The sequence below is a fragment of the Yoonia sp. 67-2 genome (genome assembly GCF_035117555.1).
GTDB lineage: Bacteria > Pseudomonadota > Alphaproteobacteria > Rhodobacterales > Rhodobacteraceae > Yoonia.
Genome location: NZ_JAYKPK010000004.1, coordinates 310,014 through 333,925 on the forward strand (window position 1 = coordinate 310,014; position 23,912 = coordinate 333,925).

A 23,912-nucleotide genomic window follows, 5' to 3' on the forward strand; every position below is an offset into this window, starting at 1 on the left:
GCGGTCTAGGGTTTGTCGCCCTCGACCGTCGCCTGAAACCTTTCGAAAAACTGATCTGCCATCTTTTTGGCAAAGCCACCGATGATCCGGTTGCCAAGCTGCGCGAGCTTGCCGCCCACCTTGGCGGTGGCGTCATAGCGCAGCTCGGTGCCGCCTGCGACGGTTTCCAGCACCACATCCGCGCTGCCTTTGGCGAAACCGGCAACGCCGCCTTTGCCCTCGCCGACAATCGTATAGCTTTGCCCCGGCACGATATTTTCCAGCGTGACCTCACCTTTGAACGTGGCCGAGACCGGCCCTACCTTTTGTTTGACGGTCGCGGCAAAACCATCTTCGGCTGATCCGGTCAGGTCCTCGCAGCCCGGAATACAGGCGCGCAATGTGTCGGGGTTATTCAGATGCGCCCAGACAATATCGATATCCGCCGCAATCACCCTGTTGCCTGATAATTCCATGACGATCCTCCCATTTGTCCCGATACTTCACGCCAAATGCCGGTTTGGCAATCCCCATCGTCCGAGCCCAAATATCCCCGCCGGAGGCAGCGGCGGAGCCGCTTCAGGGGCGCTGCCCCTCGCCCCGGATCAAGTCCGGGGCTCACCCCGGAGTACTTTGGGAAATAAGAAGAGGGGGGGCCGCGCCTCCGGGCCAGATCAGTCCAACTGGTAAGGTAGCAATCCGCGCGTGTTGGGGTCAACGTGCAGATGGCGTTCGATCGGCGGGACAGAGCGTTGGTGGCAGGTCTTCCGCTCGCAGATCCGGCAGGAAATGCCGATCGGGGCATAGGCGTCATTCGCGCCGATATCCATGTGATCGGCATAGACGATGGTGCTGGCATGGCGCACTTCACAGCCCAGCCCGATGGCATAGCGCCTTGTCGGCGCGTGAAACGATCCGCCCGCTTTACTGACATCGCGGGCAAGGCAAAAATAGCGCGCGCCATCCGGGGTTTCTGCCAATTGCCGCAGGAACTGACCCGGCAATTCAAACGCCTGATGCACATTCCAGAGCGGGCAGGCGCCGCCGAAACGGGCGAATTGCAACGTGGTCGCGGAATGGCGTTTGGTGATCGTCCCGGCCTGATCGACGCGGACAAAGAAGAACGGGATACCCTTTTCCCCGGGCCGCTGCAGGGTCGACAGCCGGTGCGCCACCTGTTCCAGCGAGGCACCGAAACGGGCGGCCAGCAATTCCAGGTCATGGCGGCTGTCCTTGGCTGCCTGCAAAAACACACGGTAGGGCATCAGCGCGGCACCGGCGAAATAATTGGCCAAGCCCACCTTGGCGATGCTGCGCGCCTCATCCGACTGGAACCGCGCCAGATCAAGGGTCGCTTCCAGCAAGGGATCCTGCGTGATCAGCGCCATCTGCAACAGCAGTTGAAAGGTCTGGGTCGCCGGATGGGCGGTGCTGGACAGGATCAGCCGTTTGGCAACAGGGTCGTAATGGCGCAACGTCTCGCTTTGGGTGATATGCACTTTGACCCCGGCACCGGCCAGCACCTTGATCGCCGCCTGCGCCATGCTTTCGCCCGGATCGCAGCGGCGGGTGAAACGTTCGGCGCTGCGGTCCACGGCGTCGATGTAATTGTCGCAGTAATGGAAGAAATCGCGCACCTCTTCCCAAGGGCTGGGCCGCAGGCGGGAATCTTCGCGGCCCAAAGCCTCGTCCAGTGACGCGAGCCGCTCATGGGTCTGCCGGTAAGCGCTGTGCAGGTCCAGCAAGGCGCGCGCGACGGCGGGGCTATTGGCGGCGACCAGCCGCAGATCGGCCAGTGCAGGCGCGGGTCCGGTGAAAACCGGATCAGCCAAAGCCTCGCGCAGGTCGCTGACAAGGCGCGCTTCGTCACCCGATTGCAATTCAGTGACATCAAAGCCGAATTCCTGCGCAAGCCCCAGCACCACGGCGGTAGAGACGGGCCGGTTGTTGTTTTCCATCTGGTTGAGATAGGGCAGGGACACGCCCAATTTGTCAGCAAAGGCTTTTTGCGTCATCGCCAGCCTGCCGCGCAACTCGCGCAGTTTGGCCCCGGCATAGAGTTTCTGAACCGCCATCACCCACCTTTGCAACTTTGCTAAACATGATTAGCTGTTGCAAAGCCTGCGTCAAGCGATCTGCTTTTCCCGCCAGACCACGAAGACCACCGACAGGAAGGCCAGCATCGATGTGATCAACATGATCAGCTGCAAGGGCAGGGTGCCGGATTCGACCGTCAGGATCGCGCCTGCGAATTGCGACATTGCTGCGCCGCCGCCGATCATGATCGCACCGCCCAGACCGCTCGCTGTGCCGGCCAGATGTGGCCGGACTGACAATGATCCAGCCATCACATTGGGCAAGGTCATGCCGTTGCCCAGCCCAAGGAAGGTGCAGAACCCAAAGAACACCAGCGGATGGATGAAGCCTGCCAAAGTCAGCAGGATTGAGATGCTGAGGCCGACAATGGTAATCCCGGTGCCGAGCAAGGCCATCCGGTTGATGCCCAGCCGCGTCGAAAACCGGCCCGATAGGAAATTGCCGAAAGCATAGCCCACCGCAGGCGCGCCCAGTGCGATGCCGTTCCACAAGGGCGACAGGCCAAAGATCGTGGTTCCTACAAAGGACGCGCCGCCCAGCAGTGCGAAAAACGCGCCCGACCCGAAAGCGGCGCACATCACATAGCCCCAGAACCGGGGCGATTGCAGCAATTCTGGGTAGGATTTCACCTGTGCGCGAAAGCCCATGCCGCCTTTGGCCAAGGTTTCACCCAGGTCGAAATGGCATAGGACCAGCGTGCCGATCCCGGCCAGCACGAGGAAGACGAATGTCGCCTGCCAGCCGAAGGCCTGTTCGAGCGCGCCGCCGATCATCGGGCCGACCATGGGGACCAGCGCCATGCCCATCGTGACATAGCCGATCATTGATGCCGCCTGCGCCTCTGGCACGATATCACGGACGATGGCGCGGCCGAGCACCATGCAGGTGGCGACGGCAGCTTGCAGGATGCGGAAGAACAAGAACATTTCGACCGTGGTGGAAAACAGCGCCCCGATGGTGGCGAAGATGAAAATCACCAATGATCCTATCACGATAGGCCGCCGCCCGAACCTGTCGGACAAGGGTCCGACGAAAATCTGCAGAATCGCCGTTGCGGCCAGATAGCCCGAGAGCGACACCTGCATGATCGCATATTCGGTGTCAAAATAGGCCGTCATTGCCGCCAGTGATGGCAGAAATATCGACATATTGAGCGCGGAAATCCCGGTGATCAGGATCAGCGTCATGATATGAGGCGGGGTGGCCCGGTCCATGAACCGGGTGATCGGATGCGTTGTCATCCCGGATAATTAGGCCCGCGTCTGGGGGAAGTCCATCGTCAAGACGGCCCACCGAACTGTGCAAAAACGAACCAAGCGCCCAGCATGATCAGCCCAAAGCCGACAAGATGGTTCCAACGCACTGGTTCGCCCAGATAATAGACCGAGAAGACCATGAAGACGCTCAACGTGATCACTTCTTGTATGGTTTTCAGCTGGGCTGCGGAAAAATACCCATGTCCGATCCGGTTGGCGGGGACCTGCATCGCATATTCGAAAAACGCGATCCCCCAGCTGATGATGATGACCAGCAGCAAGGGGGCGGCCTTGAATTTCAGATGTCCATACCAGGCGAAGGTCATGAAAATATTCGACATCAGCAACAGGCCGATGGTGATGACGGGAACGGGCAGGGACATGGGCGACTCCGGTTGCGGGTAAAGCAGGATTAGCCGCAAAGCCGGGCGGCGCAAATGGGGATTTCAATGGCGCGATTTGCAAAACTGGCCAGAATGGTTTGCAAATTGTGGGGCGTTTGTCTGCCATGGCGCAAAACCCGTTGCGGTTGGGTCAGGCAGCGGCTAACGACGCCATGATCCTTGAATGACGCGACGGGCGCGCCGGACGACATGATGCAACCCTTTGATCAGACATTGCGCCGGTTGATGCTGTGGTTGGCTTTGCTGCCGTTTCTAGCGCTGTCCTTGCTGGGCACGGGGGTCATGCCTGAACGATCAGACAGCGGTGCCATCATATTGGTGATCTGCACCGATGCCGGCATGGTCGAAATGGCCTTTGACCCGGTCACGATGCAGCCGATCGACGATGCGGGCGAAGATGATCTGCCGGATCATGATCCCTGCGACTGGGCGGCGGCGCAGCCCGCCTTTGCGCTCGTCGTGCTGCCCGACCTGATCGTGCCTGTGGCCTTTCGTGCATCGCAAACCCCGCCCTCGGCCAGCACCATCCGTATGGTCGCCGCCGCGACCGGCCTGCCACCTGCGACGGGGCCACCCGCCTTGCTTTGACGATCTTTGCCAAGACTCTTCAAAGTGAGAATAGAATATGAATGATACCACCCAAGGGGCTCTGGCCCCAAAGGCGTCCGCGCTGCGCGACGCTGTTTCCAATCTTTACCGGGCTGTCTGGCGCTGGCATTTCTATGCCGGGCTGCTGGTGCTGCCTTTCATGATCACGCTGGCGGTGACCGGCGCGATCTATCTGTTCAAGGACGAGGTCGATAACCTTGTCCATGCTGATTTCATGCTGGTCACGCCGCAGGACGGACGCCTCGCCCCCTCTGACATCATCGCGGCGGCCTTGGCGGCCCAGCCCGGCGTGGCGCTGCAATATACCGACCCGCGCAGCGACATCCAATCCACCGAAGTCTCGATCATGCCCGACAGCGGCACCCGCATGACTGCCTATGTCAACCAATATACAGGTGAAGTGCTGGAGGTCCGTCCGCATCGCAGCACTTTTGCTTGGACGGTGCGCTACCTGCATTCCTTCCGCTTTTTCGGCGCGACCCCGCGGATGTGGATCGAGATTGTTGCCGGTTTCACCATCCTGCTGGTGCTGACCGGGCTTTATCTGTGGTGGCCGCGCGGGCAAAAAGGTGGCGTCGTCACTGTGCGGGGTGACCGGACAAGGCGCGTGTTCTGGCGTGATATTCATGCGGTGACAGGTGTGTTCACTGGCGCTTTCCTGATCTTTCTGGTGATCACCGGGATGCCCTGGTCATCTTTCTGGGGGGCGCAGGTGAACCAATGGGCCAATGGCAGCAATTTCGGCTATCCGTCGGGCGTGCGGATAGATGTGCCGATGTCGGGGCAAAAGCTGGATGATGTGGCCAAGACGTCATGGTCGCTGGAGCAGGCGCAGCTTCCGGAATCTGTGCCTGCGGCGACGTCCATCGGGGTTGATGCCGCCGTGGCGGAATTTCAGGCGCTGGGCCTGCACCGTGGTTTTTCCGTGGGCCTGCCCCGGACCGACACAGGCGTTTTTTCCGGCTCCGTCTATCCTGATGATCTGCGTCAGCAGCGCGTCATCCATCTGGACCAATATACTGCCGAACCGCTGGTCGATATGCATTATGCCGATTACGGCCCTTTGGGGCGTTGGCTGGAATTCGGGATCAACACCCATATGGGGCAGACCTTTGGCCTCGCGAACCAGATCTTTCTGCTGCTGGTCTGCGCGGGTATCGTGCTGACGGCGGTGTCGGCGGCGATCATGTGGTGGAAACGTCGCCCGGCAGGGGGCATGGGCGTGCCGCCTTTGCCATCGGATCGCAGGGTGTTCATCGGCTTGTTTGCGATCCTCGGCATAGGGGGCGCGTTGTTCCCGCTGACCGGGTTGGCGCTGTTGGTGATGGTCCTGCTTGATCTGATCTGGCAAGCGATCAGCAGACAGGCCGCCTGATCAAACCGGGCCGCTGTCATGACGGCCCGGCGATTTGCAAATATTTGCGACTTTGCAATATTGCTATTTTGCGAAGTCCACAGTTTGCAAATATCCTCAATCCTGCTTCTCTCACGCGCTGAACCTGCTATGCATGTCGAAACTCGGGAGACCTCTTTATGGATATTCTGCAAGAACTCGAAGACCGGCGCGCCGCAGCGCGTCTCGGCGGTGGCGAAAAGCGCATCGCAGCGCAGCATAGCAAAGGCAAGCTGACCGCGCGCGAACGTATCGATCTGCTGCTGGACGAAGGATCGTTCGAGGAATTCGATATGTTCGTCGCCCATCGCTGCACCGATTTCGGGATGGAACAGGACCGGCCTGCGGGCGATGGCGTCGTCACCGGCTGGGGCACGATCAATGGGCGGCTGGTCTATGTGTTTTCGCAGGACTTTACCGTCATGGGCGGGTCGGTGTCGGAAACCCATGGCAAGAAAATCTGCAAGATCATGGATCTGGCTATGCAGAACGGCGCGCCGGTGATCGGGATGAACGATTCCGGTGGCGCGCGGATTCAGGAAGGTGTCGCCAGCCTCGCCGCCTATGGCGAGATTTTTCAGCGCAATATCACCGCCTCCGGTGTGGTGCCGCAGATCAGCCTGATCATGGGGCCTTGTGCCGGTGGGGCCGTCTACAGCCCCGCGATGACCGACTTTATCTTCATGGTCAAAGATTCCAGCTACATGTTCGTGACCGGCCCCGATGTGGCCAAAACCGTCACGAATGAAATTGTCACGGCAGAGGAATTGGGCGGTGCCACAACCCATACCCGCAAATCATCCGTCGCCGATGGCGCATTTGAAAACGATGTCGAGGCTTTGGCAGAAACACGTCGCCTCTTTGATTTCCTGCCGCTGAACAACCGCGAAAAGCCCCCGGTCCGCCCGTTCTTTGATGATGTGAACAGGATCGAGGAAAGTCTCGATACGCTGATCCCCGCCAATCCGAACTCACCCTATGATATGAAGGAATTGATCCTGAAAATCGCGGATGAGGCAGATTTTTACGAAATTCAGGCGGAATTTGCGAAAAATATCCTGACCGGCTTCATCCGGCTGGAAGGCTCCACCGTGGGTGTTGTCGCCAACCAGCCGATGGTGCTGGCAGGGTGCCTCGACATCGACAGCAGCCGCAAGGCCGCGCGATTCGTCCGGTTTTGCGATGCTTTTGAAATTCCCGTGCTGACCTTGGTCGATGTCCCTGGCTTCCTGCCCGGCACGGCGCAGGAATATGGTGGCGTCATCAAACATGGCGCGAAACTATTGTTTGCTTATGGCGAAGCCACGGTGCCCAAGGTCACGGTGATCACCCGCAAGGCCTATGGCGGGGCTTATGATGTGATGGCGTCCAAACATCTGAACGCGGATTTCAACTATGCCTGGCCCACGGCGGAAATTGCCGTGATGGGTGCCAAGGGGGCGACCGAGATCATCCACCGCGGCAAATCCGCAGAAGAGATCGCAATCCGCGCCGCCGAATATGAGGCGCGTTTCGCCAATCCCTTTGTCGCGGCGGAGAAGGGCTTCATCGACGAGGTCATCATGCCCCATTCCACCCGCAAACGCGTGTGCCGGGCCTTTGCATCTCTGCGGTCGAAAAAGGCCCAGATGCCTTGGAAAAAACACGACAATATTCCTTTGTGATACGAAAGAACCTCTGATGGCACTGCCCTATATGGACAAACACCGCGGCTTTCCGGGCCGCCTGCCGGGCACCGATTTCCAATTCGTGCTGCGCCGCGCCAACAAGGATGGTGCGACACCGCTGACCGAACGCGTGCGCTATCCCGACCGCCGCCCTGCCGATAAACGCGCCGATGCCGGTTTCATGCAGGCCCTGTGGGAGGCGTTTGGCGACGAACCATTCGTGCGCGGCAATCTGGATGCAGGGCGGCTGAGCTGGTTGTTCGGGCGCGAGGTGGTCCCGGCCGAGGACCCGTTTGATCCGGCGAGCTATGAGGCGATGTTACGCATTGATGTGCGTGTCGCGCGGCAGAGTTTCCCTGATGTTCCGGGGCTGTCTGACTGATGGGCCACAATATCTTGTATTCGATGGGCGGAAATCCGTCTGTTATTGGATATCACGGCAAAACAGCTATTGAGTTAAGGGGCAATAGCGTCGATTCTGCCGCTACCTCCTTGCAACAGAAAATAGGTAAAACATTATGTACACGAAATCCATCATCCTGGCTGCTGTCGCAGCTTTCGGTCTGTCGGCTTGTCTGGAATCGGACGTTGAACGCGGTGTCGTCGGCGCCGGTGCCGGTGTTGTCGTCGGTAACGCAATCGGTGTCGATCCTGTCGCCGCTGGCGCAGCTGGCGTTGCCGCTGGTCTGCTCTGTGACGACGTGGGCGTTTGCCGTCCAGCACGCCGCTAAACTGACTGCGCCTGCGGGCGCGTCTGATCACGATCATCGCCGTCGGGGGAATATCCCGGCGGCGTTTTTGCGTTTTGGGGGGAAAGTCTGATGTTCAAGAAAATACTGATCGCCAACCGTGGCGAAATCGCCTGTCGCGTGATCAAGACCGCCCGCAGAATGGGGATCAAGACGGTCGCGATCTATTCCGATGCGGATCGCCACGCGCTGCATGTCAAAATGGCGGATGAGGCGGTGCATATCGGCCCATCCCCCGCCAACCAGTCCTATATCGTGATCGACAAGGTCATGGCCGCGATCAAGGAAACCGGGGCCGAGGCGGTGCATCCCGGCTACGGTTTCCTATCCGAGAATGCCAAATTTGCCGAGGCGTTGGAGGCTGCGGGCGTCGCCTTCATTGGCCCCCCAAAAGGCGCGATCGAGGCGATGGGGGACAAGATCACCTCCAAAAAGCTCGCACAAGAGGCCAACGTCTCGACTGTCCCCGGCTACATGGGCCTGATCGAGGATGCGGAAGATGCGGTGAAGATCAGCAATCAGGTCGGTTATCCGGTGATGATCAAGGCCAGCGCCGGTGGCGGTGGCAAGGGGATGCGGATCGCGTGGAACGATGATGAAGCCCGCGAAGGGTTCCAGTCGTCCAAGAACGAAGCCGCAAGCAGTTTTGGCGACGACCGGATTTTCATTGAAAAATTCGTCACCCAACCCCGCCATATCGAAATTCAGGTGCTGGCGGATCAACACGGCAATGCAGTTTACCTGCATGAACGCGAATGTTCGATCCAGCGCCGCAACCAGAAAGTCATTGAGGAAGCCCCCAGCCCGTTTCTGGATGAGGCGACCCGCAAGGCGATGGGCGAACAATCCGTCGCGCTGGCGCAGGCGGTGGGTTACACCAGCGCAGGCACGGTGGAATTCATTGTCGATGGCGACCGGAACTTCTATTTCCTTGAGATGAACACGCGGTTGCAGGTCGAACATCCGGTGACCGAACTGATCACCGGCATTGATCTGGTCGAACAGATGATCCGTGTCGCTGCGGGCGAACACTTACCCTTTGCGCAAAGCGATCTGAAAATCAACGGCTGGGCCATGGAAAGCCGCCTTTATGCCGAGGATCCGTATCGCGGTTTCCTGCCCTCCATCGGGCGGCTGACCCGTTACCGCCCGCCGGTGGAAGAGGCGACACCCACCCGCGTCGTGCGCAACGATACTGGCGTGTTTGAAGGCGGCGAGATCAGCATGTTCTACGATCCGATGATCGCGAAGCTTTGCACCTGGGGGCCGGACCGTGCCAGTGCGATTGCGGAAATGCGCCTCGCGCTGGACGGGTTCGAGGTGGAAGGGATCGGGCATAACCTGCCGTTCCTTGCTGCCGTTTACGACCATGACAAATTCACCAGCGGCACGATGACCACCGCCTTTATCGAAGAAGAATTTCCGAATGGGTTCGACGGTGTGACCTTACCAGATGACACCTGCACCCGGATCGCCGCCGCCGCCGCCGCCATGCACCGCGTCGGTGAAATCCGCCGCGCGCGGATATCGGGCCGGATGGACAATCACAAACGCCGGGTCGGCGAAGACTGGGTGGTCAGCCTGCAAGGGGCGGCGCATCAGGTCACGATCACGGCGGATAAGAAAGGTGCCGATGTGCAGGTTGGCGAGCGGACCATGCGCGTGGAAAGCGCATGGACGCCGGGCGAACCGCTGGCCCGGTTGACCATCGACGGGGAACCTTTGGTGCTGAAGGTCGCCAAAATCTCTGGCGGGTTCCGCATCCGGCATCGGGGCGCTGATCTGAAGGTGCATGTGCGCAGCCCGCGTCAGGCGGAACTGGCCGCGCTGATGCCGGAAAAACTGCCGCCTGATACGTCCAAAGTGCTACTTTGCCCGATGCCCGGCCTGATCGTGAAGGTCGATGTCGCCGTCGGGGATGAGGTGCAGGAAGGGCAGGCGCTGTGCACGGTTGAGGCGATGAAGATGGAAAACATCCTGCGCGCCGACCGCAAAGGTGTCGTCGCCAAGATCAACGCCAGTGCCGGTGACAGTCTGGCCGTTGACGATGTCATCATGGAGTTTGAATGACCCGTTACCGGATATTGGCCCCGCGCCGGTCTTCAACCTCCTGCTGGCGCAGGGGGGTGCGGTCGATGGAGCGGGTCAATTCGCGCACCGACCATAATTCCGGTTTGCGTTGCAGCACACGCCCATCCTTGTCGACCACAGTCAGGGCATATCCGCGCGGGCGGAGGTCTTGCCGGACCGAATTGCGCGCTTCGGGGTCGGTATCGGTGATCAGGATCACGTCGCGTTCGACCAGCCGGTCGATTTCCGCCAGCAGCAAATCCATCTGCTGCTGGAAACGCGGATCATTGGGCGTATCGGCAAAGACCACGACAGGCCGCGCGACCCAGCGCAGATCTTGCAAGGTGACCTCGGCTGCGTCAAAGACCTGGGCCCGGTCCGCTTCCCAGCGGTCAATGATGGACTCGTCTTGCGCTGCCAGCGATGTGGCCGCGAAAAGCGCGATCAGCGCGATAGGGAATAATCTTTTCATAACTAATGATATAGCCCCGCTTCGCCACAAAGCTAAGTCCCAAAGGGACAAGAACACCAACAATTTCGCGACCGAATGTCACGCAGCATGAAGGAGCATCCGATGACCGACAAGAAAACATGGGAAGATCTGGCCGCCAAAGAGCTGCGGGGCAAGCCTCTGGAGGCGCTGACATGGGAAACGCTGGAAGGCATTCCGGTCCAGCCGCTTTATACCGCCGAGGATATTGCCGATCTGCCGCATCTGGGCGGCGTGCCGGGGCAGGCCCCCTATACGCGCGGTGTGAAGGCCACGATGTATGCGGGCCGCCCTTGGACGATCCGGCAATATGCCGGGTTCTCGACAGCGGAAGAATCCAATAATTTCTACCGCAAGGCGCTGGCAGCAGGCCAGCAGGGCGTGTCGGTCGCTTTCGATCTTGCGACGCATCGGGGCTATGACAGCGACCATCCAAGGGTTGAGGGCGATGTCGGCAAGGCCGGTGTCGCGATTGATTCCGTCGAGGATATGAAAATCCTGTTTGACGGCATTCCGTTGGGACAAGTCTCCGTTTCCATGACGATGAACGGTGCAGTTATCCCAATTCTGGCCAATTTCATCGTCGCGGGTGAAGAACAGGGGCATCCGAAAAGCGTGCTGTCCGGCACGATCCAGAACGATATCCTCAAGGAATTCATGGTGCGGAACACTTATGTCTATCCGCCCGAACCCTCGATGCGGATCATTGCCGATATCATCGAATATACCACCGCCGAAATGCCGAAATTCAACTCGATCAGCATCAGCGGTTATCACATGCAGGAAGCCGGTGCCAATCTGGTGCAGGAACTGGCCTATACTTTGGCCGATGGGCGCGAATATGTCCGCACCGCCATCGCGCGCGGCATGGATGTGGATCAGTTTGCCGGACGGCTCAGTTTCTTTTTCGCCATCGGCATGAATTTCTTCATGGAGGTCGCGAAACTGCGTGCCGCACGGCTGTTGTGGTCGCGGATCATGGCGGAATTTGATCCCAAAGACCCCAAATCCTCCATGCTGCGCACCCATTGCCAGACCAGCGGTGTCAGCCTTGCCGAACAGGACCCTTACAACAATGTGATCCGCACCGCTTATGAGGCGATGTCGGCGGTTTTGGGTGGCACGCAATCCTTGCACACCAATGCGCTGGACGAGGCGATTGCCCTGCCCACTGAATTCTCTGCCCGCATTGCGCGCAATACCCAGTTGATTTTGCAGGAAGAAACCGGCGTGACGAAGGTCGTCGATCCGCTGGCAGGCTCTTATTACATCGAAAGCCTGACGCATGAATTGGCGGAAAAAGCGTGGGAGCTGATTTCCGAGGTCGAGGAGATGGGCGGCATGACCAAGGCTGTTGCGTCCGGTATGCCAAAGCTGCGGATCGAAGAAACCGCCGCGAAACGGCAGGCCGGGATCGACCGGGGCATCGAAGTGATCGTCGGCGTCAATAAATACCGCAAGGATAACGAGGACCCGATTGATATCCTCAATATCGACAACGAGGCCGTGCGCCTGTCGCAGATCGCCCGGATAGAGCGGACCAAGGCCGCCCGTGATCCTGCCGCTTGTGAGGCCGCTTTGGCCGAAATCACCCGCCGCGCGGGTGAGGGTGGCAATTTGCTGGAGGCTGCGGTGATCGCGGCACGCGCGCGCGCCACTGTGGGGGAAATCAGCATGGCGATGGAAAAGGTGTTCGGACGGCATAGGGCCGAGGTGAAGACGCTCGCCGGGGTTTATGGCGCGGCCTACGAAGGCGATGCGGGGTTTGCGGCGATTCAGGCAAGCGTCGAGGCTTTTGCGGAAGAAGAAGGTCGCCGCCCCCGGATGCTGGTCGTGAAAATGGGGCAGGACGGGCATGACCGGGGCGCGAAGGTGATCGCCACGGCCTTTGCCGATATCGGTTTTGACGTCGATGTCGGGCCTTTGTTCCAGACACCCGCCGAGGCGGCGCAGGATGCCATCGACAATGATGTGCATGTGATCGGGATTTCGTCACAGGCGGCAGGGCATAAGACACTGGCCCCCAAACTGGTGCAGGCGCTGAAGGAGGCGGGTGCCGGTGATATCATCGTGATCTGTGGCGGGGTCATTCCGCAGCAGGATTACCAGTTCCTTTATGACAATGGCGTCAAGGCGATCTTTGGTCCCGGCACGAATATCCCCAAGGCTGCCGAGGATATCCTGACCTTGATCCGCGCCGCCCGGTCGCGCTGAGCAGGCGGCATCGGTGGCGCGGATTGTCGGCTTGCGGGAACAAAATGCGCGTAATCGGCGTTGACGGGTCAAATCACGAGTAACGGAATACGCATCACATGGATCTCATCCGCATCATTGTCGCCATCATCTTGCCCCCTTTGGGCGTTTTTCTGCAGGAAGGTCTGGGCAAGCATTTCTGGATCAATATCCTGCTGACGATCCTGGGCTATATCCCCGGCATCGTTCACGCGATCTATATCATCGCCAGACGGTGACGCGTCTTTTGCTTGCACAGCATCATTGACATTCCGATTGTGACCGCGACCATGAAGGTCGTGTAAACGATACAAACTGGAAAGATCATGCTGACACTTGATCACCTTGCCGTTGCCTGTTGCGATCTCGCGGAAGGCACCGCTTGGGTTGAGGCGCAGCTGGGCGTCAGGATGCAACCCGGTGGCAAGCATCCGCGCTACGGCACGCATAACACTCTGCTGGGGCTGGGGGATGATTTGTATCTGGAAGTCATCGCCAAAGACCCCGATGCCGCGCCCTATGAGGGGCCTGCATGGTTCGGGTTGGATCAGTTCAGCGGCAAGCCACGGCTGGGCAATTGGATCTGTCAGAGCGATGATCTGGCCTCTGCACCGGCTTATGCCGGACCGCCGCAGTCATTGACGCGGGGTGATCTGGCTTGGCAGATTACCGTGCCTGAGGATGGCAGCCTGCCGTATGGCGGGGCCTATCCGACCCTGATCCAATGGGCGGCGGGCACTGTGCATCCTGCGCGTCGGTTGGCCGATACGGGGTGCCGGTTGGTGACCTTCACCATCACCCATCCCGAGGCGGATCATCTGCGCCGGATCATCCCGCTGCATGATGCCCGCGTTCAGTTTCAGACCGGGCTTGCGGGTTTTGCAGCAGAGTTTGACACGCCGCAGGGACGGCGCGTATTGGGCTGAACGCCCATGGGTTGCGTGTTTCCTTGCCAATCGGTCTTTTGTCTGGTTGCAACTTGACGCTGGGTCGGGTTCAAGATTGGGCGCTGGATCGCTGATCCAAGAATGTTCTGACGAAAGAAAACCATGTCGATCTGGACCCGTATAGGCGAGGCTTTGGCTGCGCTGGCCAAAGGCGAAGGGCTGCTTGCGGTCTTTGACCGGCTGCGTGCCCCCCCGGACCGTTCCGTCGCTTTTACCATTGCGGTGATCGCGCTGGGGGCAAAGATGGCCAAGGCCGATGGTCTGGTCACCCGCCGCGAAGTGCGCGCCTTTCGTGACGTGTTCACCATTGCCCCAGAGGAAGAAGACAATGCCGCACGGGTCTTTGACCTTGCACGTCAGGACGTGGCCGGTTTCGACATCTACGCCCGCCGGATCAAGGCGATGTTCGGCGATGAGGAAGGGCCGCTGTGTGATCTGCTGGAAGGGTTGTTCCATATCGCGGTGGCGGATGGGTTCTATCATGACAAGGAAGATGCGTTTCTGCAAAAGGTCGCGGATATCTTCGGCTTTGATGAACGCCGGTTTCGCGGGTTGCGCGCGCAGTTTGTTCCCGATGCAGAGCGTGATCCTTATGCCGTCTTGGGCGTCGATGCGGATGCACCGATGGATCAGGTCCGTGCCGCCTGGTCACGGTTGGTGCGTGACACCCACCCTGACCGGATGATCGCGCGCGGCGTGCCGCCAGAAGCGATCAAACTGGCCGAACGCCGCATGGTCGCGATCAACCGCGCCTGGGAAGATGTTCAGAGCCAGCGAAGATGAGGATCGCCACATATAATGTGGAATGGTTCAACAGCCTCTTTGATGATCAGGGGCAATTGATCAATGACGATAGCTGGTCCGGGCGCTGGGGTGTGACCAAGCGTCAGCAGACCGCAGGGCTGGGCGTGGTCTTTGCCGCCATGGATGCGGATGCGGTGATGGTGATCGAAGCACCGGACACCAACCGCCGCCGCAGCACTGTGCGGGCTTTGTCGCAATTTGCCGCTGATTTCGGACAGCGCGCGCGGTCTGTGCTGACCGGCTTTGCCAATGAGACGCAGCAGGAAATCGCGCTGATGTTTGACCCGGACGTGATACAGGCCGTGCATGATCCACGCGCCAGCGCTGATGCGCCTGCCTTTGACGGCAAGCTCCGCGTTGATCTGGATGTCGATGAGATGCTGGATATTGTCCGCTGGTCCAAACCGCCGCTGGAGGTGGCACTGACCACGGAAAACGGCCCACTGCGGCTGATCGGGGTGCATGCCAAATCCAAGGCACCGCATGGGGCCAAGGATGGTGCCGCCGCCGTGCGGATCGCGATTGAGAACCGGCGCAAGCAATTGGCGCAATGCGTCTGGCTGCGCGGCCGGGTCGATCAGCATCTGTCCGCAGGCGACGATCTGATTGTCTTGGGCGATTTCAACGATGGTCCGGGCCTGGATGAATATGAAAAATTGTTTGGCCGGTCGGGGGTCGAGGTGGTTCTGGGCGAAGACGGGCCGATGGGCCTTTATGATCCGCATGCGCGGATGGCTTTGGGCCGCAAGGTCGGGGCGATGCCCACGACGGCGCGGTTTCAGCGCAAGGATCAGCCCTATCTGCAAGCCTTGCTGGATTATGTGATGGTGTCACCCGGATTACGGGCAAGATCGCCGGAATGGCAGATCTGGCATCCGTTCGATCATCAGAAAATTTACCATGATCCGCCGCTGCGCGAGGCACTGCTGCTGGCCTCGGATCATTTTCCGGTCGTGCTGGACCTGCCTGTGAATTGAGAATCGGGCAAGGAAGGGGTATAGTGTTTTCATGAAAAACCTTGTCGCCATCCTCGTGCTGTCAACGAGCCTCGCCAGCCCAATCGTGGCGCAGGAGGCCGAGACAGATCAGGGTTTCAGCCTGATGGAAGAAGGCGCGCGCATGATCATGCGCGGCTTGATGGCCGAAATGGAACCGGCGATTGACAGTCTGCGCGACACCGTTGAAGAAATGGGCCCCGCCATGGGCGAATTTCTGCGCGAAATGGGGCCCAGCTTTGCCGCTTTCCTGAACCGGATCGATGATATCCGGCATTACAGCCCGCCCGAATTCCTGCCCAATGGCGATATCATCCTGCGCCGCAAACCCGATGCACCGATATGGACACCCGACCCTGAAAGCGGTGAGGTCGAGCTTTAGCCGGTGAACTTGACCGTGCCTGTCGCGTTCAGTGCCGCAGCAAGCGCGTTGAACCGTGCTTCCGCCACTTCGCCGAACAGGGGCCGGGCGTGTTCGGTCAGATGCAGGGTGAGTTGATTGGCCTTGCGGCTCCATTTCAAGGTGCCGGGCTGTTCATCCGCCGTCAGCCAGAGCATTGCGCCAAGCCGCATGGCTTTGCCCAGAATTTCAGCCTCTTTGATCTGATCGGCGTTCAGCATCGCGAACAGCGGATCAAAGCGGCTATTGGCGGTTTTGCTGCTGTAACGGTTCATGAGCGCCAGACCCAGCAGCACCCGTTCATAATGTTTCAACCCGCCCAGATTGGCGCGGGTGGCATTGTCGAAGGTCACCTCGGCCCGGTAATCTGGATGCGCGCGCCAACTGACGTCATGCAGCAGGCAGGCGGCTTTGATGATCCTTTGGCGCTGCCAATTGGCACGCGGGAACAATGGCTTGACGAAATCATAAAGGATCCGGCCAAAGCCGGGCAGGCGGGCATCCTTGTATTCCGCGAAACGGCAGCTTTCGATCAGCGGGTCGCGTTCACGCAAGGCGCGCGGCATTTGTTCATAAAGCATGCCTTCGCGGATACCATAGGAGGAGACAGCGACATCCTTGGGCTTGAAGACCCGCATCAATTCTTTCAGCACGATGGAGGCGAGCGGCACCAGCGTCATCCGGCTGTCCGAGATATGGCAGCGGCCACGCAATTCGGTCAGGTCGGATTTGCGGATATATTCCGCCGTCTTGCTGATCTGCTGCGAGGCCATGCGATATTCGTGCAGAACCGTCAGCGGATAGCCGCGCCGTTCCATGTCGATCCGCGCAATGGCGCGCCATGACCCGCCGACCAGAAACAGTCGCATGCCAGTTTCATGGTTCATTTCCTTGTGCAGGTCTTCCATCGTTGACCGCACATAGGCTTTCACCGCCTTTTTGCCGCCTTTAATTTCACGCAGTTTCAGCGGGCCAAGCGCCGAGGTCAGTCGCCGCCCGACCTTGCCATCGGCCAGATCAGCAAGTTCCATCGATGATCCGCCGATATCACAGACCAGACCGTAACTGCCGGGCCAGCCCAGCAGCACGCCTTGGGCGGACAGCCGCGCCTCTTCCTTGCCGTCGATCACCCACAGCTTCACGCCGGTTTCGCGCAACACCTCTTGCCGGAAATCATCGCCGTCGCTGGCGTCGCGCACCGCAGCGGTGGCGACGGCGGTCAGGGGCGGGATGCCCATCCCTTCGGCCAAGGCCGCGAAACGGCGGATCGCCGATAGGGCGCGTTTGCGCCCTTCTGGGTTCAGCTTGCCGGTTTGCGACAGGCCCGCACCCAGCGCGCACATGATCTTTTCATTGTAGAAATAGGCCGGTGAGCGTGCCGCCCCGTCGAAAACCACCATGCGGACAGAGTTTGATCCGACATCGACAACACCGACGCGCGCAAGCGCCTGTGCTGCCGGGTCTTCAAACAAGGGTCGGCCAAACGGGCCCCAATCAATCGTCCCGGGGTCAGGTTGTTGTGTCATGAAATTCCCGCCGCTGTTTCGCTACAGGTATCAATCAATCATCGGTGTGGGTCAATTGCGGAACGTCCGATGCGCCTGCAGACCCACGCCCCGAAAGCGATGGATTTTCCATAAAGAAGCGGTGGCAGTTAAAGGCAAATTCGCCCTCGGCGACGGTTGCACGGCTGAAACTGCCATCCGGGGCCATGACCCAGCTTTGCGCCACGTCAGCCATATTCGCAGCCATGATCTGACTGACGATCTGGGCTTTCACTGTCGGGTTCTGGATATCGACCAGCGTTTCGACCCGCCGGTTCAGGTTGCGCCCCATCCAATCGGCAGAGGAGATATAAACCTTCGCCTTTTTCGACGGCAGCTCCGCGCCGTTCCCGAAACAGACGATCCGGGAATGTTCCAGAAACCGGCCGACAATGGATTTGACCCGGATATTGTCGGACAGACCCGCCACGCCGGGGCGCAGCCCGCAGATGCCGCGGATCACAAGGCTGATCTTTACGCCCGCCTGTGACGCCGCATAAAGCGCGTCGATGACATCAGGTTCGACCAGCGAATTCATCTTGGCCCAGATCGCGGCAGGTTTGCCTGTGCGGGCATTTTCCGCCTCTTGCGCGATGCAATCGATCAATGTCTGTTTCAGCGACAATGGCGAAATCGCGAGTTTCTTCAGCCCCTCAGGCTGCGCATAGCCAGAGATGTAGTTGAATACTTTCGTCGCGTCGCGGCCGAGTTCCTGATCGCAGGTGAAAAAGCTCAGGTCGGTATAGATCCGCGCCGTAATGGGATGGTAATTGCCGGTGCCGAAATGGGTATAGGTGACCAGTTTGTCGCCCTCACGCCGGACGACGGTGCTGATCTTGGCATGGGTTTTGTAATGCATGAAGCCATAGACCACATGCGCGCCCGCGCGTTCCAGACGACGCGACTGGCGGATATTGGCGGCCTCGTCAAAGCGGGCCTTGAGTTCGACCAGTGCCGTGACCGATTTGCCATTCTCTGCCGCCTCGCAAAGGGCGGTGACAATCGGTGATCTTTGCGATGTGCGATACAGCGTCTGTTTGATCGCCACCACATCGGGGTCATGTGCTGCCTGATTAAGGAAACGAACCACCATATCGAAGGTTTCATAAGGATGGTGCAGCAGCATGTCTTTCTGCCGGATCGCGGCGAACATATCGCCGTGGTGATCCTGCACCCGTTCGGGGATGCGCGGGCTGAACGGCGGCCAGAGCAGATCGGCCCGGCTGTCCAGCACCAGTTCTTTCAGATCAGAGATGCCGATCATCCCGCGCACCTCGACCGTGGTGTCGTTGGTGACATGCAGTTCGGACATGATCAGGGTTTGCAACGCGTGGGGCGCATTGGCGGAAATCTTCAGCCGCACGACTTCACCCCTGCGCCGGCGCTTCAGTGCAGTTTCAAATTCGCGCACCAGATCTTCGGCTTCTTCTTCCAGTTCCAGATCGCTGTCGCGCAGAACCTTGAAGGCGCAGTCGCCCTTGACCTCATATCCCGGAAACAGGCGCGGGATATGCAGCAGCAGCAATTCTTCCAAAGGCAGGAAGCGGTCGCCATGGTCGGAGGGCAGAGCGACGAAACGCGCGATCTGCGCAGGCACCGGCAAAAGGGCGCGCAGGCTGCGTTTATCCGCCGTACGTTCCAGTTGCAGCGCCAGCGCGAACCCTTCGTTGGGGATGAAGGGGAAAGGATGGGCCGGGTCAATCGCCAAAGGTGACAGGACAGGAAACACCTGATCAAGAAAGAATTCAGCAAGGAAATCCTTATCAGCCGCTGTCATGTCATTGCGCGACAGGATAGCGATGCCGTTTTCCTTCATCTCTTTTTCCAGGCCGTTGAACACAACCTGTTGGTGATCCATCAGCGCGCGCGCCTGTGCATCAATCTGGACCAATTGTTCGGCAGGCGTCAGACCGTCCATGCCGGGCGCGGTATTGCCAGCAATCGCCAGTTCGCGCAGGCCCGCCACACGCACGGTAAAGAATTCATCCAGATTGGCGGCAGAAATCGACAAAAACCGCAGCCGTTCCAGCAAGGGAACCCGGGGGTTTTCCGCCTCTTCCAGCACGCGCCAGTTGAAACCAACCCAGCTGAGTTCGCGGTTCATGAAACGTGCCGGGCCTGTCAGATCAAGGTCCAGCGCGGTGGCGGGCAGGAAGTCCGCAGTGAGGAAATTTGAATTTGTCATGCTGCCTTTTGTCCCGCCAATGTTGCTGTTTTATGACGATGTAGCGGTGATCAACCTTGGTTGTCCAGTAATCGCGCGGCCAACCTGAGGTTGATTTTATGTCCTGTGGCCAAAGCGGCCTCATCCAGCCGCGCGACGATATCGGCGGCGGCGGCAAAGGACCGTTCAATCCTGGGTGCCAGGTAGGCCGAAAGCCCCGGTGGCGGCAGAATTTGACGGTCAGCGAAAAGCTTCATCATGACCGCTTGCAGCAGCGCATCATCCGGATCGGCGACCTGCACCACGGCGCTGCCCTGCATCCGGCTGGCCAGATCGGGAAGGGTGACGGGCCAGCGCGCAGGCGTCTGGCGCGCGGTCATCAACAAATTGCCTGCATTATTTTGCAGATGATTATGAAGATGAAACATGGATTCCTGCGCATGGCCGGGCAGGGCATCCATATCCTCGACCACCAGCGCGGGCGTGCTGGGCATGAAATCTGCGGTCAAATCGGCGGCTTTGATGATCTGCGTCGGTTGCAAAGCGGCAAAAATTCGCGCCAGATGGCTTTTGCCGCCGCCCGCAGGCCCCGCGATCGCCAGCTTGCGCAAAGGCCAGCGGTCAGGGTCTGTGACCATGCCAAAGGCCGTGGCATTGGCCGATGAGACGAAAAAATCATCCGGCCCCAGCGCCACCCCGTTGGGCCAGTCAAAGCTGAGCTGACGTGCCATCATAGATCTTTCGATTGCCCCTGAAACAACAGGCTATCCTTGTAGCGCGCGATGCCATAGCGCGCCACGACTCCGATGATCGCTGCGACGGGCACGGCGACCAGCATGCCGACAAAGCCGAACAGCGACCCAAAGACCGACAGTGCGAACAACAGCCAGACCGGGTGCAGCCCGACCGAACTGCCGACCAGTTTCGGGGTCAGGATATTGCCTTCAAGAAACTGACCGATCACGAAAATCCCCGCAACGATGCCGATCCGCAGCCAATTGGTGCCCTGGCTGACGGTCTCACCGTCAACCGCGCCGCCCCAGAACTGGAACAAGGCCAGCCCAATGGCCAGAATACCACCAACCAAAGCGCCGACATAGGGAATGAATGTCACCAGCCCGGCGATAAATCCGACGATCAGCCCGAAATTCAGCCCCGCGATCATCAGCGCGACAGCGTAAAACGTGCCCAGGATCAGGCAGACCGTGCCTTGCCCGCGCAGAAAGGATGACAACGTGTGGTCGATGTCGCGCGCGATCTGGCGGACGGTCGCGGCATGGTCGCGGGGCAGCAGCCCGTCGATCCGGGCGATCATCTTGTCCCAGTCGAGCAGCAGATAGACCGTCACCACCGGCACGATGACCAGCAGGATGATGACGCTGACCAGCCCGCGCGCGGAATTCAGAACACCGCTGAGCAATTCGCCGCCCCGCGCTTGAATCGTTTCGCCAATCGCCTGCAATTGCTGGCGGATCATGCTGTCCGGTTCGATCAGGTCAGGGAATCGCGATGTCAGCCAGCCCTGCAATTGTTCAAACAGCGCAGGCGCCGTGTCGATCAGCGCGGCGGTCTGTTTGATCAAGGTCGGGATCACCAGCAGAATCAGCATGATAAAGATCAATGCGGTGACCAGCGTGATGATCGCCACCGCCAGCACCCGTGACAGACCTGCGCGTTGCAACCTATCGGCAATCGGGTCCAGCAGATAGGCGATTGCCGCGCCCAGCACGAAAGGCATGATCACATTGCCAACGGCCCAAAGGATCACCATCACCACCGCTGTGGCGATCCCCCAATAAATGATCTGGTCCTTGACGGGCAGGGCCATCGGAAACTCCTGTGTGTTTGCGCTCTGATGCGGCTTTTGAGCCATGCTTGCAAGCACTGCACGCAATTTCCAAGGGCTTTGATCACAATGCTTGCGGGGGCAGGACTGGCGGATTACACGTCAAAGCCAATTTCCGCCTGTCACAAAGGTCAAACCCATGCGCCTCAGCCGTTATTTCCTGCCTGTCCTGAAAGAAACCCCGCGCGAGGCGCAGATCGTCTCGCACCGTTATATGTTGCAGGCGGGGATGATCAAACAGGCGAGCGCGGGGATTTATTCCTGGCTGCCTTTGGGCTTCAAGGTGCTGCGCAAGATCGAAAATATCGTGCATCAGGAACAGGCACGCGCCGGCCATATCGCGATCCAGATGCCGACGATCCAATCCGCCGATCTGTGGCGCGAATCTGGTCGTTATGATGCTTACGGCGAAGAAATGTTGCGGATCAAAGACCGTGGCGGCCGCGAGATGCTGTTCACCCCCACGGCGGAGGAATTGGTGACCGATATCTTCCGCGCGCATGTGACCAGCTACAAGGACCTGCCTCTGACGCTGTACCAAATCCAGTGGAAATTCCGTGACGAAGTCCGCCCGCGTTTCGGCGTCATGCGGGGCCGTGAATTCTATATGAAGGACGGCTATAACTTCGATCTGACGAAAGAGGATGCATTGCACGCCTATAACCGCCATCTGGTCAGCTATCTGCGCACCTATGAACGCATGGGCCTGCAAGCGATTCCGATGCGCGCCGATAGCGGCCCGATCGGTGGCGATGACACGCATGAATTTCTGGTGCTGGCCGAAACCGGCGAATCAGAGGTCTTCTATGACAGCCAGATCACCGACCTGAAATTCGGTGACCGGCAGATCGATTACGATGATCACGCCGCCTGTGCTGCGGTGCTGGATGAATTCACCAGCCGCTATGCCCGCACCGATGAAACCCATGATGAGGCGTTGTTTAACGAGGTGCCAGAAGAACGCCGCCGCACGGCGCGCGGCATCGAAGTGGGCCAGATCTTCTATTTCGGCACCAAATATTCCGACGCGATGGGCGCTGTCGTCGATGACGGCAAGGGTGGCAAGGTGCCGGTCCATATGGGCAGCCACGGCATCGGCGTGTCGCGCCTGCTGGGGGCGATCATCGAGGCGAGCCATGACGATAAAGGCATTATCTGGCCCGAAGGTGTCACACCTTTCCATTGCGGGATTATCAATCTGAAACAAGGCGATGCAGAGGCAGATGCGGCCTGTCTGTCGCTTTACGACAGCCTGACCGCGCTGGGGCTGGAGCCGCTTTATGACGACCGCGATGAACGGGCGGGCACGAAATTCGGCACGATGGATATGATCGGCCTGCCATGGCGGATCACCGTTGGGCCGCGCGGGTTGAAAAACGGCGTGGTCGAACTGACCTGCCGCCGCACAGGGGAAAGCGAAGAATTGCCACCTGCGGAGGCTGTGGCAAAGATCGCAACGATTTATCAAGGAATCGCGTGATAAGCTGATCGCGCGGAAATGATGCGTCAGGGCGGCAATGTCTGGTAAGGTTGTGGCAATAACAGGTCCGAGGCAGGCAATGGCAGTTTTCTTCACGGCGGCATCTTTGCGATGATCCGGGTTTTGTGCCTTGTCGCGGGTCTGTTCGGGGCGGCGGGCCTGTCGCAATTCCCGGAATTTTCGCAGCAATATTTGCAACGTCTGGGCGGCTATGTCGATGCGCTGGCCGATCAGTTGATGGAATTTGACGCTGTCGCGTTAGAGGCCGGATATGGCCGCGAAGAAATGTTGCAACAAATGGCGCAGACCCCGCCGATGGACGGGCAGGCCGCGATGTGGCGGCGCACAGTTTTACGGCATGCGCAACTGTCGGATGATCTGAACGCTTTGCGCGCAGCCTCTCCGCTGGAACGGCTGATGATGCCGCAACGCGTGGCGGATACGGATCTGGCCCGCGCGGTCTGGTCTGATTTCCGGCCCGGCATGCCGCTGACCGGGGCGGGCGCGATATCCGCCGGGGCAGGGTTTGCGGGGGGCTGGGCATTGCTCGCGGCTTTGCTGGCGCTGATCACAGCACCCATGCGCCGCGCGCGCAAGCCCAGCCGGAAACCCGTGCAACGCGCAGCACCCGCAATGAAAGCCGATGCCGCAGCCGCAAAATCCGAACCACCCGTCGCGCGGCCTCGGCTGGTGGCGCAAACGCCGTCGCATATTCCACGTCTGTCGGGGGTAAAACGCTGATCCTTGGTGATGGGCGCTGGTGCAGTGCCGCCCTGGACGCTATGT

At 59.5% G+C, this 23,912-nt stretch carries 23 protein-coding genes; 14 read left to right on the forward strand and 9 right to left on the reverse strand.

Going from position 1 to position 23,912, the window contains the following annotated elements; all coding sequences use genetic code 11:
- Window positions 1-5: 5 nt before the first annotated feature.
- From VOY09_RS09150 to VOY09_RS09165, 4 genes are all read right to left on the reverse strand, one after another.
- On the reverse strand, window positions 6-455 hold the full coding sequence (locus VOY09_RS09150) for a carbon monoxide dehydrogenase subunit G (protein ID WP_322893809.1): 450 nt from the start codon (window positions 453-455) through the stop codon (window positions 6-8).
- A gap of 198 nt (window positions 456-653) precedes the next feature.
- Window positions 654-2,054, reverse strand: a complete 1,401-nt coding sequence (locus tag VOY09_RS09155; RefSeq protein WP_322893808.1) for a helix-turn-helix domain-containing protein — start codon at window positions 2,052-2,054, stop codon at window positions 654-656.
- A gap of 51 nt (window positions 2,055-2,105) precedes the next feature.
- Complete coding sequence (locus VOY09_RS09160; RefSeq protein ID WP_322893807.1) at window positions 2,106-3,317, reverse strand: multidrug effflux MFS transporter; 1,212 nt, start codon at window positions 3,315-3,317, stop codon at window positions 2,106-2,108.
- 38 nt (window positions 3,318-3,355) lie between these two features.
- Entirely contained in the window at window positions 3,356-3,715 is a 360-nt protein-coding gene (locus VOY09_RS09165; protein WP_322893806.1) for a DMT family protein, read from the reverse strand.
- Between the two features lie 213 nt (window positions 3,716-3,928).
- On the opposite strand from VOY09_RS09165, the gene VOY09_RS09170 reads away from it, so the two are divergent.
- The 6 genes from VOY09_RS09170 (at window position 3,929) to VOY09_RS09195 (ending at window position 10,224) form a co-directional block, all read left to right on the forward strand.
- Window positions 3,929-4,324, forward strand: coding sequence for a hypothetical protein (locus tag VOY09_RS09170; RefSeq protein ID WP_322893805.1), 396 nt, complete (start codon window positions 3,929-3,931; stop codon window positions 4,322-4,324).
- Between the two features lie 37 nt (window positions 4,325-4,361).
- Entirely contained in the window at window positions 4,362-5,720 is a 1,359-nt protein-coding gene (locus VOY09_RS09175) for a PepSY domain-containing protein (RefSeq protein WP_322893804.1), read from the forward strand.
- 158 nt (window positions 5,721-5,878) lie between these two features.
- Window positions 5,879-7,402 carry an acyl-CoA carboxylase subunit beta gene (locus tag VOY09_RS09180; RefSeq protein WP_322893803.1) on the forward strand — a complete coding sequence of 508 codons (1,524 nt, stop codon included), beginning with the start codon at window positions 5,879-5,881 and terminating at the stop codon, window positions 7,400-7,402.
- Between the two features lie 31 nt (window positions 7,403-7,433).
- Window positions 7,434-7,787 (forward strand): hypothetical protein, encoded by a 354-nt coding sequence (locus VOY09_RS09185; protein WP_322894139.1) that lies wholly within the window; start codon window positions 7,434-7,436, stop codon window positions 7,785-7,787.
- Between the two features lie 136 nt (window positions 7,788-7,923).
- A complete protein-coding gene (locus VOY09_RS09190) occupies window positions 7,924-8,136 on the forward strand; it encodes a hypothetical protein (protein ID WP_322893802.1) in 213 nt (70 codons plus the stop codon).
- A 90-nt stretch (window positions 8,137-8,226) separates the two neighbouring features.
- Complete coding sequence (locus VOY09_RS09195) at window positions 8,227-10,224, forward strand: acetyl/propionyl/methylcrotonyl-CoA carboxylase subunit alpha (protein WP_322893801.1); 1,998 nt, start codon at window positions 8,227-8,229, stop codon at window positions 10,222-10,224.
- Window positions 10,225-10,228: 4 nt separating this feature from the next.
- Here the strand turns inward: VOY09_RS09195 and VOY09_RS09200 are convergent, their stop codons facing one another.
- Window positions 10,229-10,696, reverse strand: a complete 468-nt coding sequence (locus VOY09_RS09200) for a DUF4174 domain-containing protein (RefSeq protein WP_322893800.1) — start codon at window positions 10,694-10,696, stop codon at window positions 10,229-10,231.
- Between the two features lie 87 nt (window positions 10,697-10,783).
- Between VOY09_RS09200 and scpA the strand changes: the two genes are divergently transcribed.
- The 6 genes from scpA (at window position 10,784) to VOY09_RS09230 (ending at window position 16,074) form a co-directional block, all read left to right on the forward strand.
- Window positions 10,784-12,928 carry a methylmalonyl-CoA mutase gene (gene scpA, locus VOY09_RS09205; protein ID WP_322893799.1) on the forward strand — a complete coding sequence of 715 codons (2,145 nt, stop codon included), beginning with the start codon at window positions 10,784-10,786 and terminating at the stop codon, window positions 12,926-12,928.
- A 98-nt stretch (window positions 12,929-13,026) separates the two neighbouring features.
- Window positions 13,027-13,185, forward strand: coding sequence for a YqaE/Pmp3 family membrane protein (locus VOY09_RS09210; RefSeq protein WP_322893798.1), 159 nt, complete (start codon window positions 13,027-13,029; stop codon window positions 13,183-13,185).
- A gap of 87 nt (window positions 13,186-13,272) precedes the next feature.
- Window positions 13,273-13,872: a VOC family protein gene (locus VOY09_RS09215; protein ID WP_322893797.1), complete on the forward strand. Its 600-nt coding sequence runs from the start codon at window positions 13,273-13,275 to the stop codon at window positions 13,870-13,872.
- 123 nt (window positions 13,873-13,995) lie between these two features.
- Window positions 13,996-14,676: a molecular chaperone DjiA gene (locus VOY09_RS09220; protein ID WP_322893796.1), complete on the forward strand. Its 681-nt coding sequence runs from the start codon at window positions 13,996-13,998 to the stop codon at window positions 14,674-14,676.
- Window positions 14,673-15,674, forward strand: a complete 1,002-nt coding sequence (locus VOY09_RS09225; protein ID WP_322893795.1) for an endonuclease/exonuclease/phosphatase family protein — start codon at window positions 14,673-14,675, stop codon at window positions 15,672-15,674. The genes VOY09_RS09220 and VOY09_RS09225 overlap by 4 nt, the downstream gene beginning before the upstream one ends.
- A 31-nt stretch (window positions 15,675-15,705) precedes the next feature.
- Complete coding sequence (locus VOY09_RS09230; RefSeq protein ID WP_322893794.1) at window positions 15,706-16,074, forward strand: AAA+ family ATPase; 369 nt, start codon at window positions 15,706-15,708, stop codon at window positions 16,072-16,074.
- Here VOY09_RS09230 and VOY09_RS09235 read toward each other — a convergent pair.
- From VOY09_RS09235 to VOY09_RS09250, 4 genes are read right to left on the reverse strand one after another with little or no spacing between them, the layout of a single operon-like run.
- Complete coding sequence (locus VOY09_RS09235; protein WP_322893793.1) at window positions 16,071-17,618, reverse strand: Ppx/GppA family phosphatase; 1,548 nt, start codon at window positions 17,616-17,618, stop codon at window positions 16,071-16,073. The genes VOY09_RS09230 and VOY09_RS09235 overlap by 4 nt on opposite strands.
- 34 nt (window positions 17,619-17,652) lie before the next feature.
- Window positions 17,653-19,821 carry an RNA degradosome polyphosphate kinase gene (locus VOY09_RS09240; protein WP_322893792.1) on the reverse strand — a complete coding sequence of 723 codons (2,169 nt, stop codon included), beginning with the start codon at window positions 19,819-19,821 and terminating at the stop codon, window positions 17,653-17,655.
- Window positions 19,822-19,871: 50 nt separating this feature from the next.
- Window positions 19,872-20,534, reverse strand: coding sequence for a DnaA ATPase domain-containing protein (locus VOY09_RS09245; protein WP_322893791.1), 663 nt, complete (start codon window positions 20,532-20,534; stop codon window positions 19,872-19,874).
- Window positions 20,531-21,628 carry an AI-2E family transporter gene (locus tag VOY09_RS09250; protein WP_322893789.1) on the reverse strand — a complete coding sequence of 366 codons (1,098 nt, stop codon included), beginning with the start codon at window positions 21,626-21,628 and terminating at the stop codon, window positions 20,531-20,533. The genes VOY09_RS09245 and VOY09_RS09250 overlap by 4 nt, the downstream gene beginning before the upstream one ends.
- Window positions 21,629-21,785: 157 nt before the next feature.
- Between VOY09_RS09250 and proS the strand changes: the two genes are divergently transcribed.
- Window positions 21,786-23,126 (forward strand): proline--tRNA ligase, encoded by a 1,341-nt coding sequence (gene proS, locus VOY09_RS09255; protein WP_322893788.1) that lies wholly within the window; start codon window positions 21,786-21,788, stop codon window positions 23,124-23,126.
- Between the two features lie 111 nt (window positions 23,127-23,237).
- Window positions 23,238-23,867 carry a DUF2937 family protein gene (locus VOY09_RS09260; protein ID WP_322893787.1) on the forward strand — a complete coding sequence of 210 codons (630 nt, stop codon included), beginning with the start codon at window positions 23,238-23,240 and terminating at the stop codon, window positions 23,865-23,867.
- The last annotated feature ends 45 nt before the right edge of the window (window positions 23,868-23,912 follow it).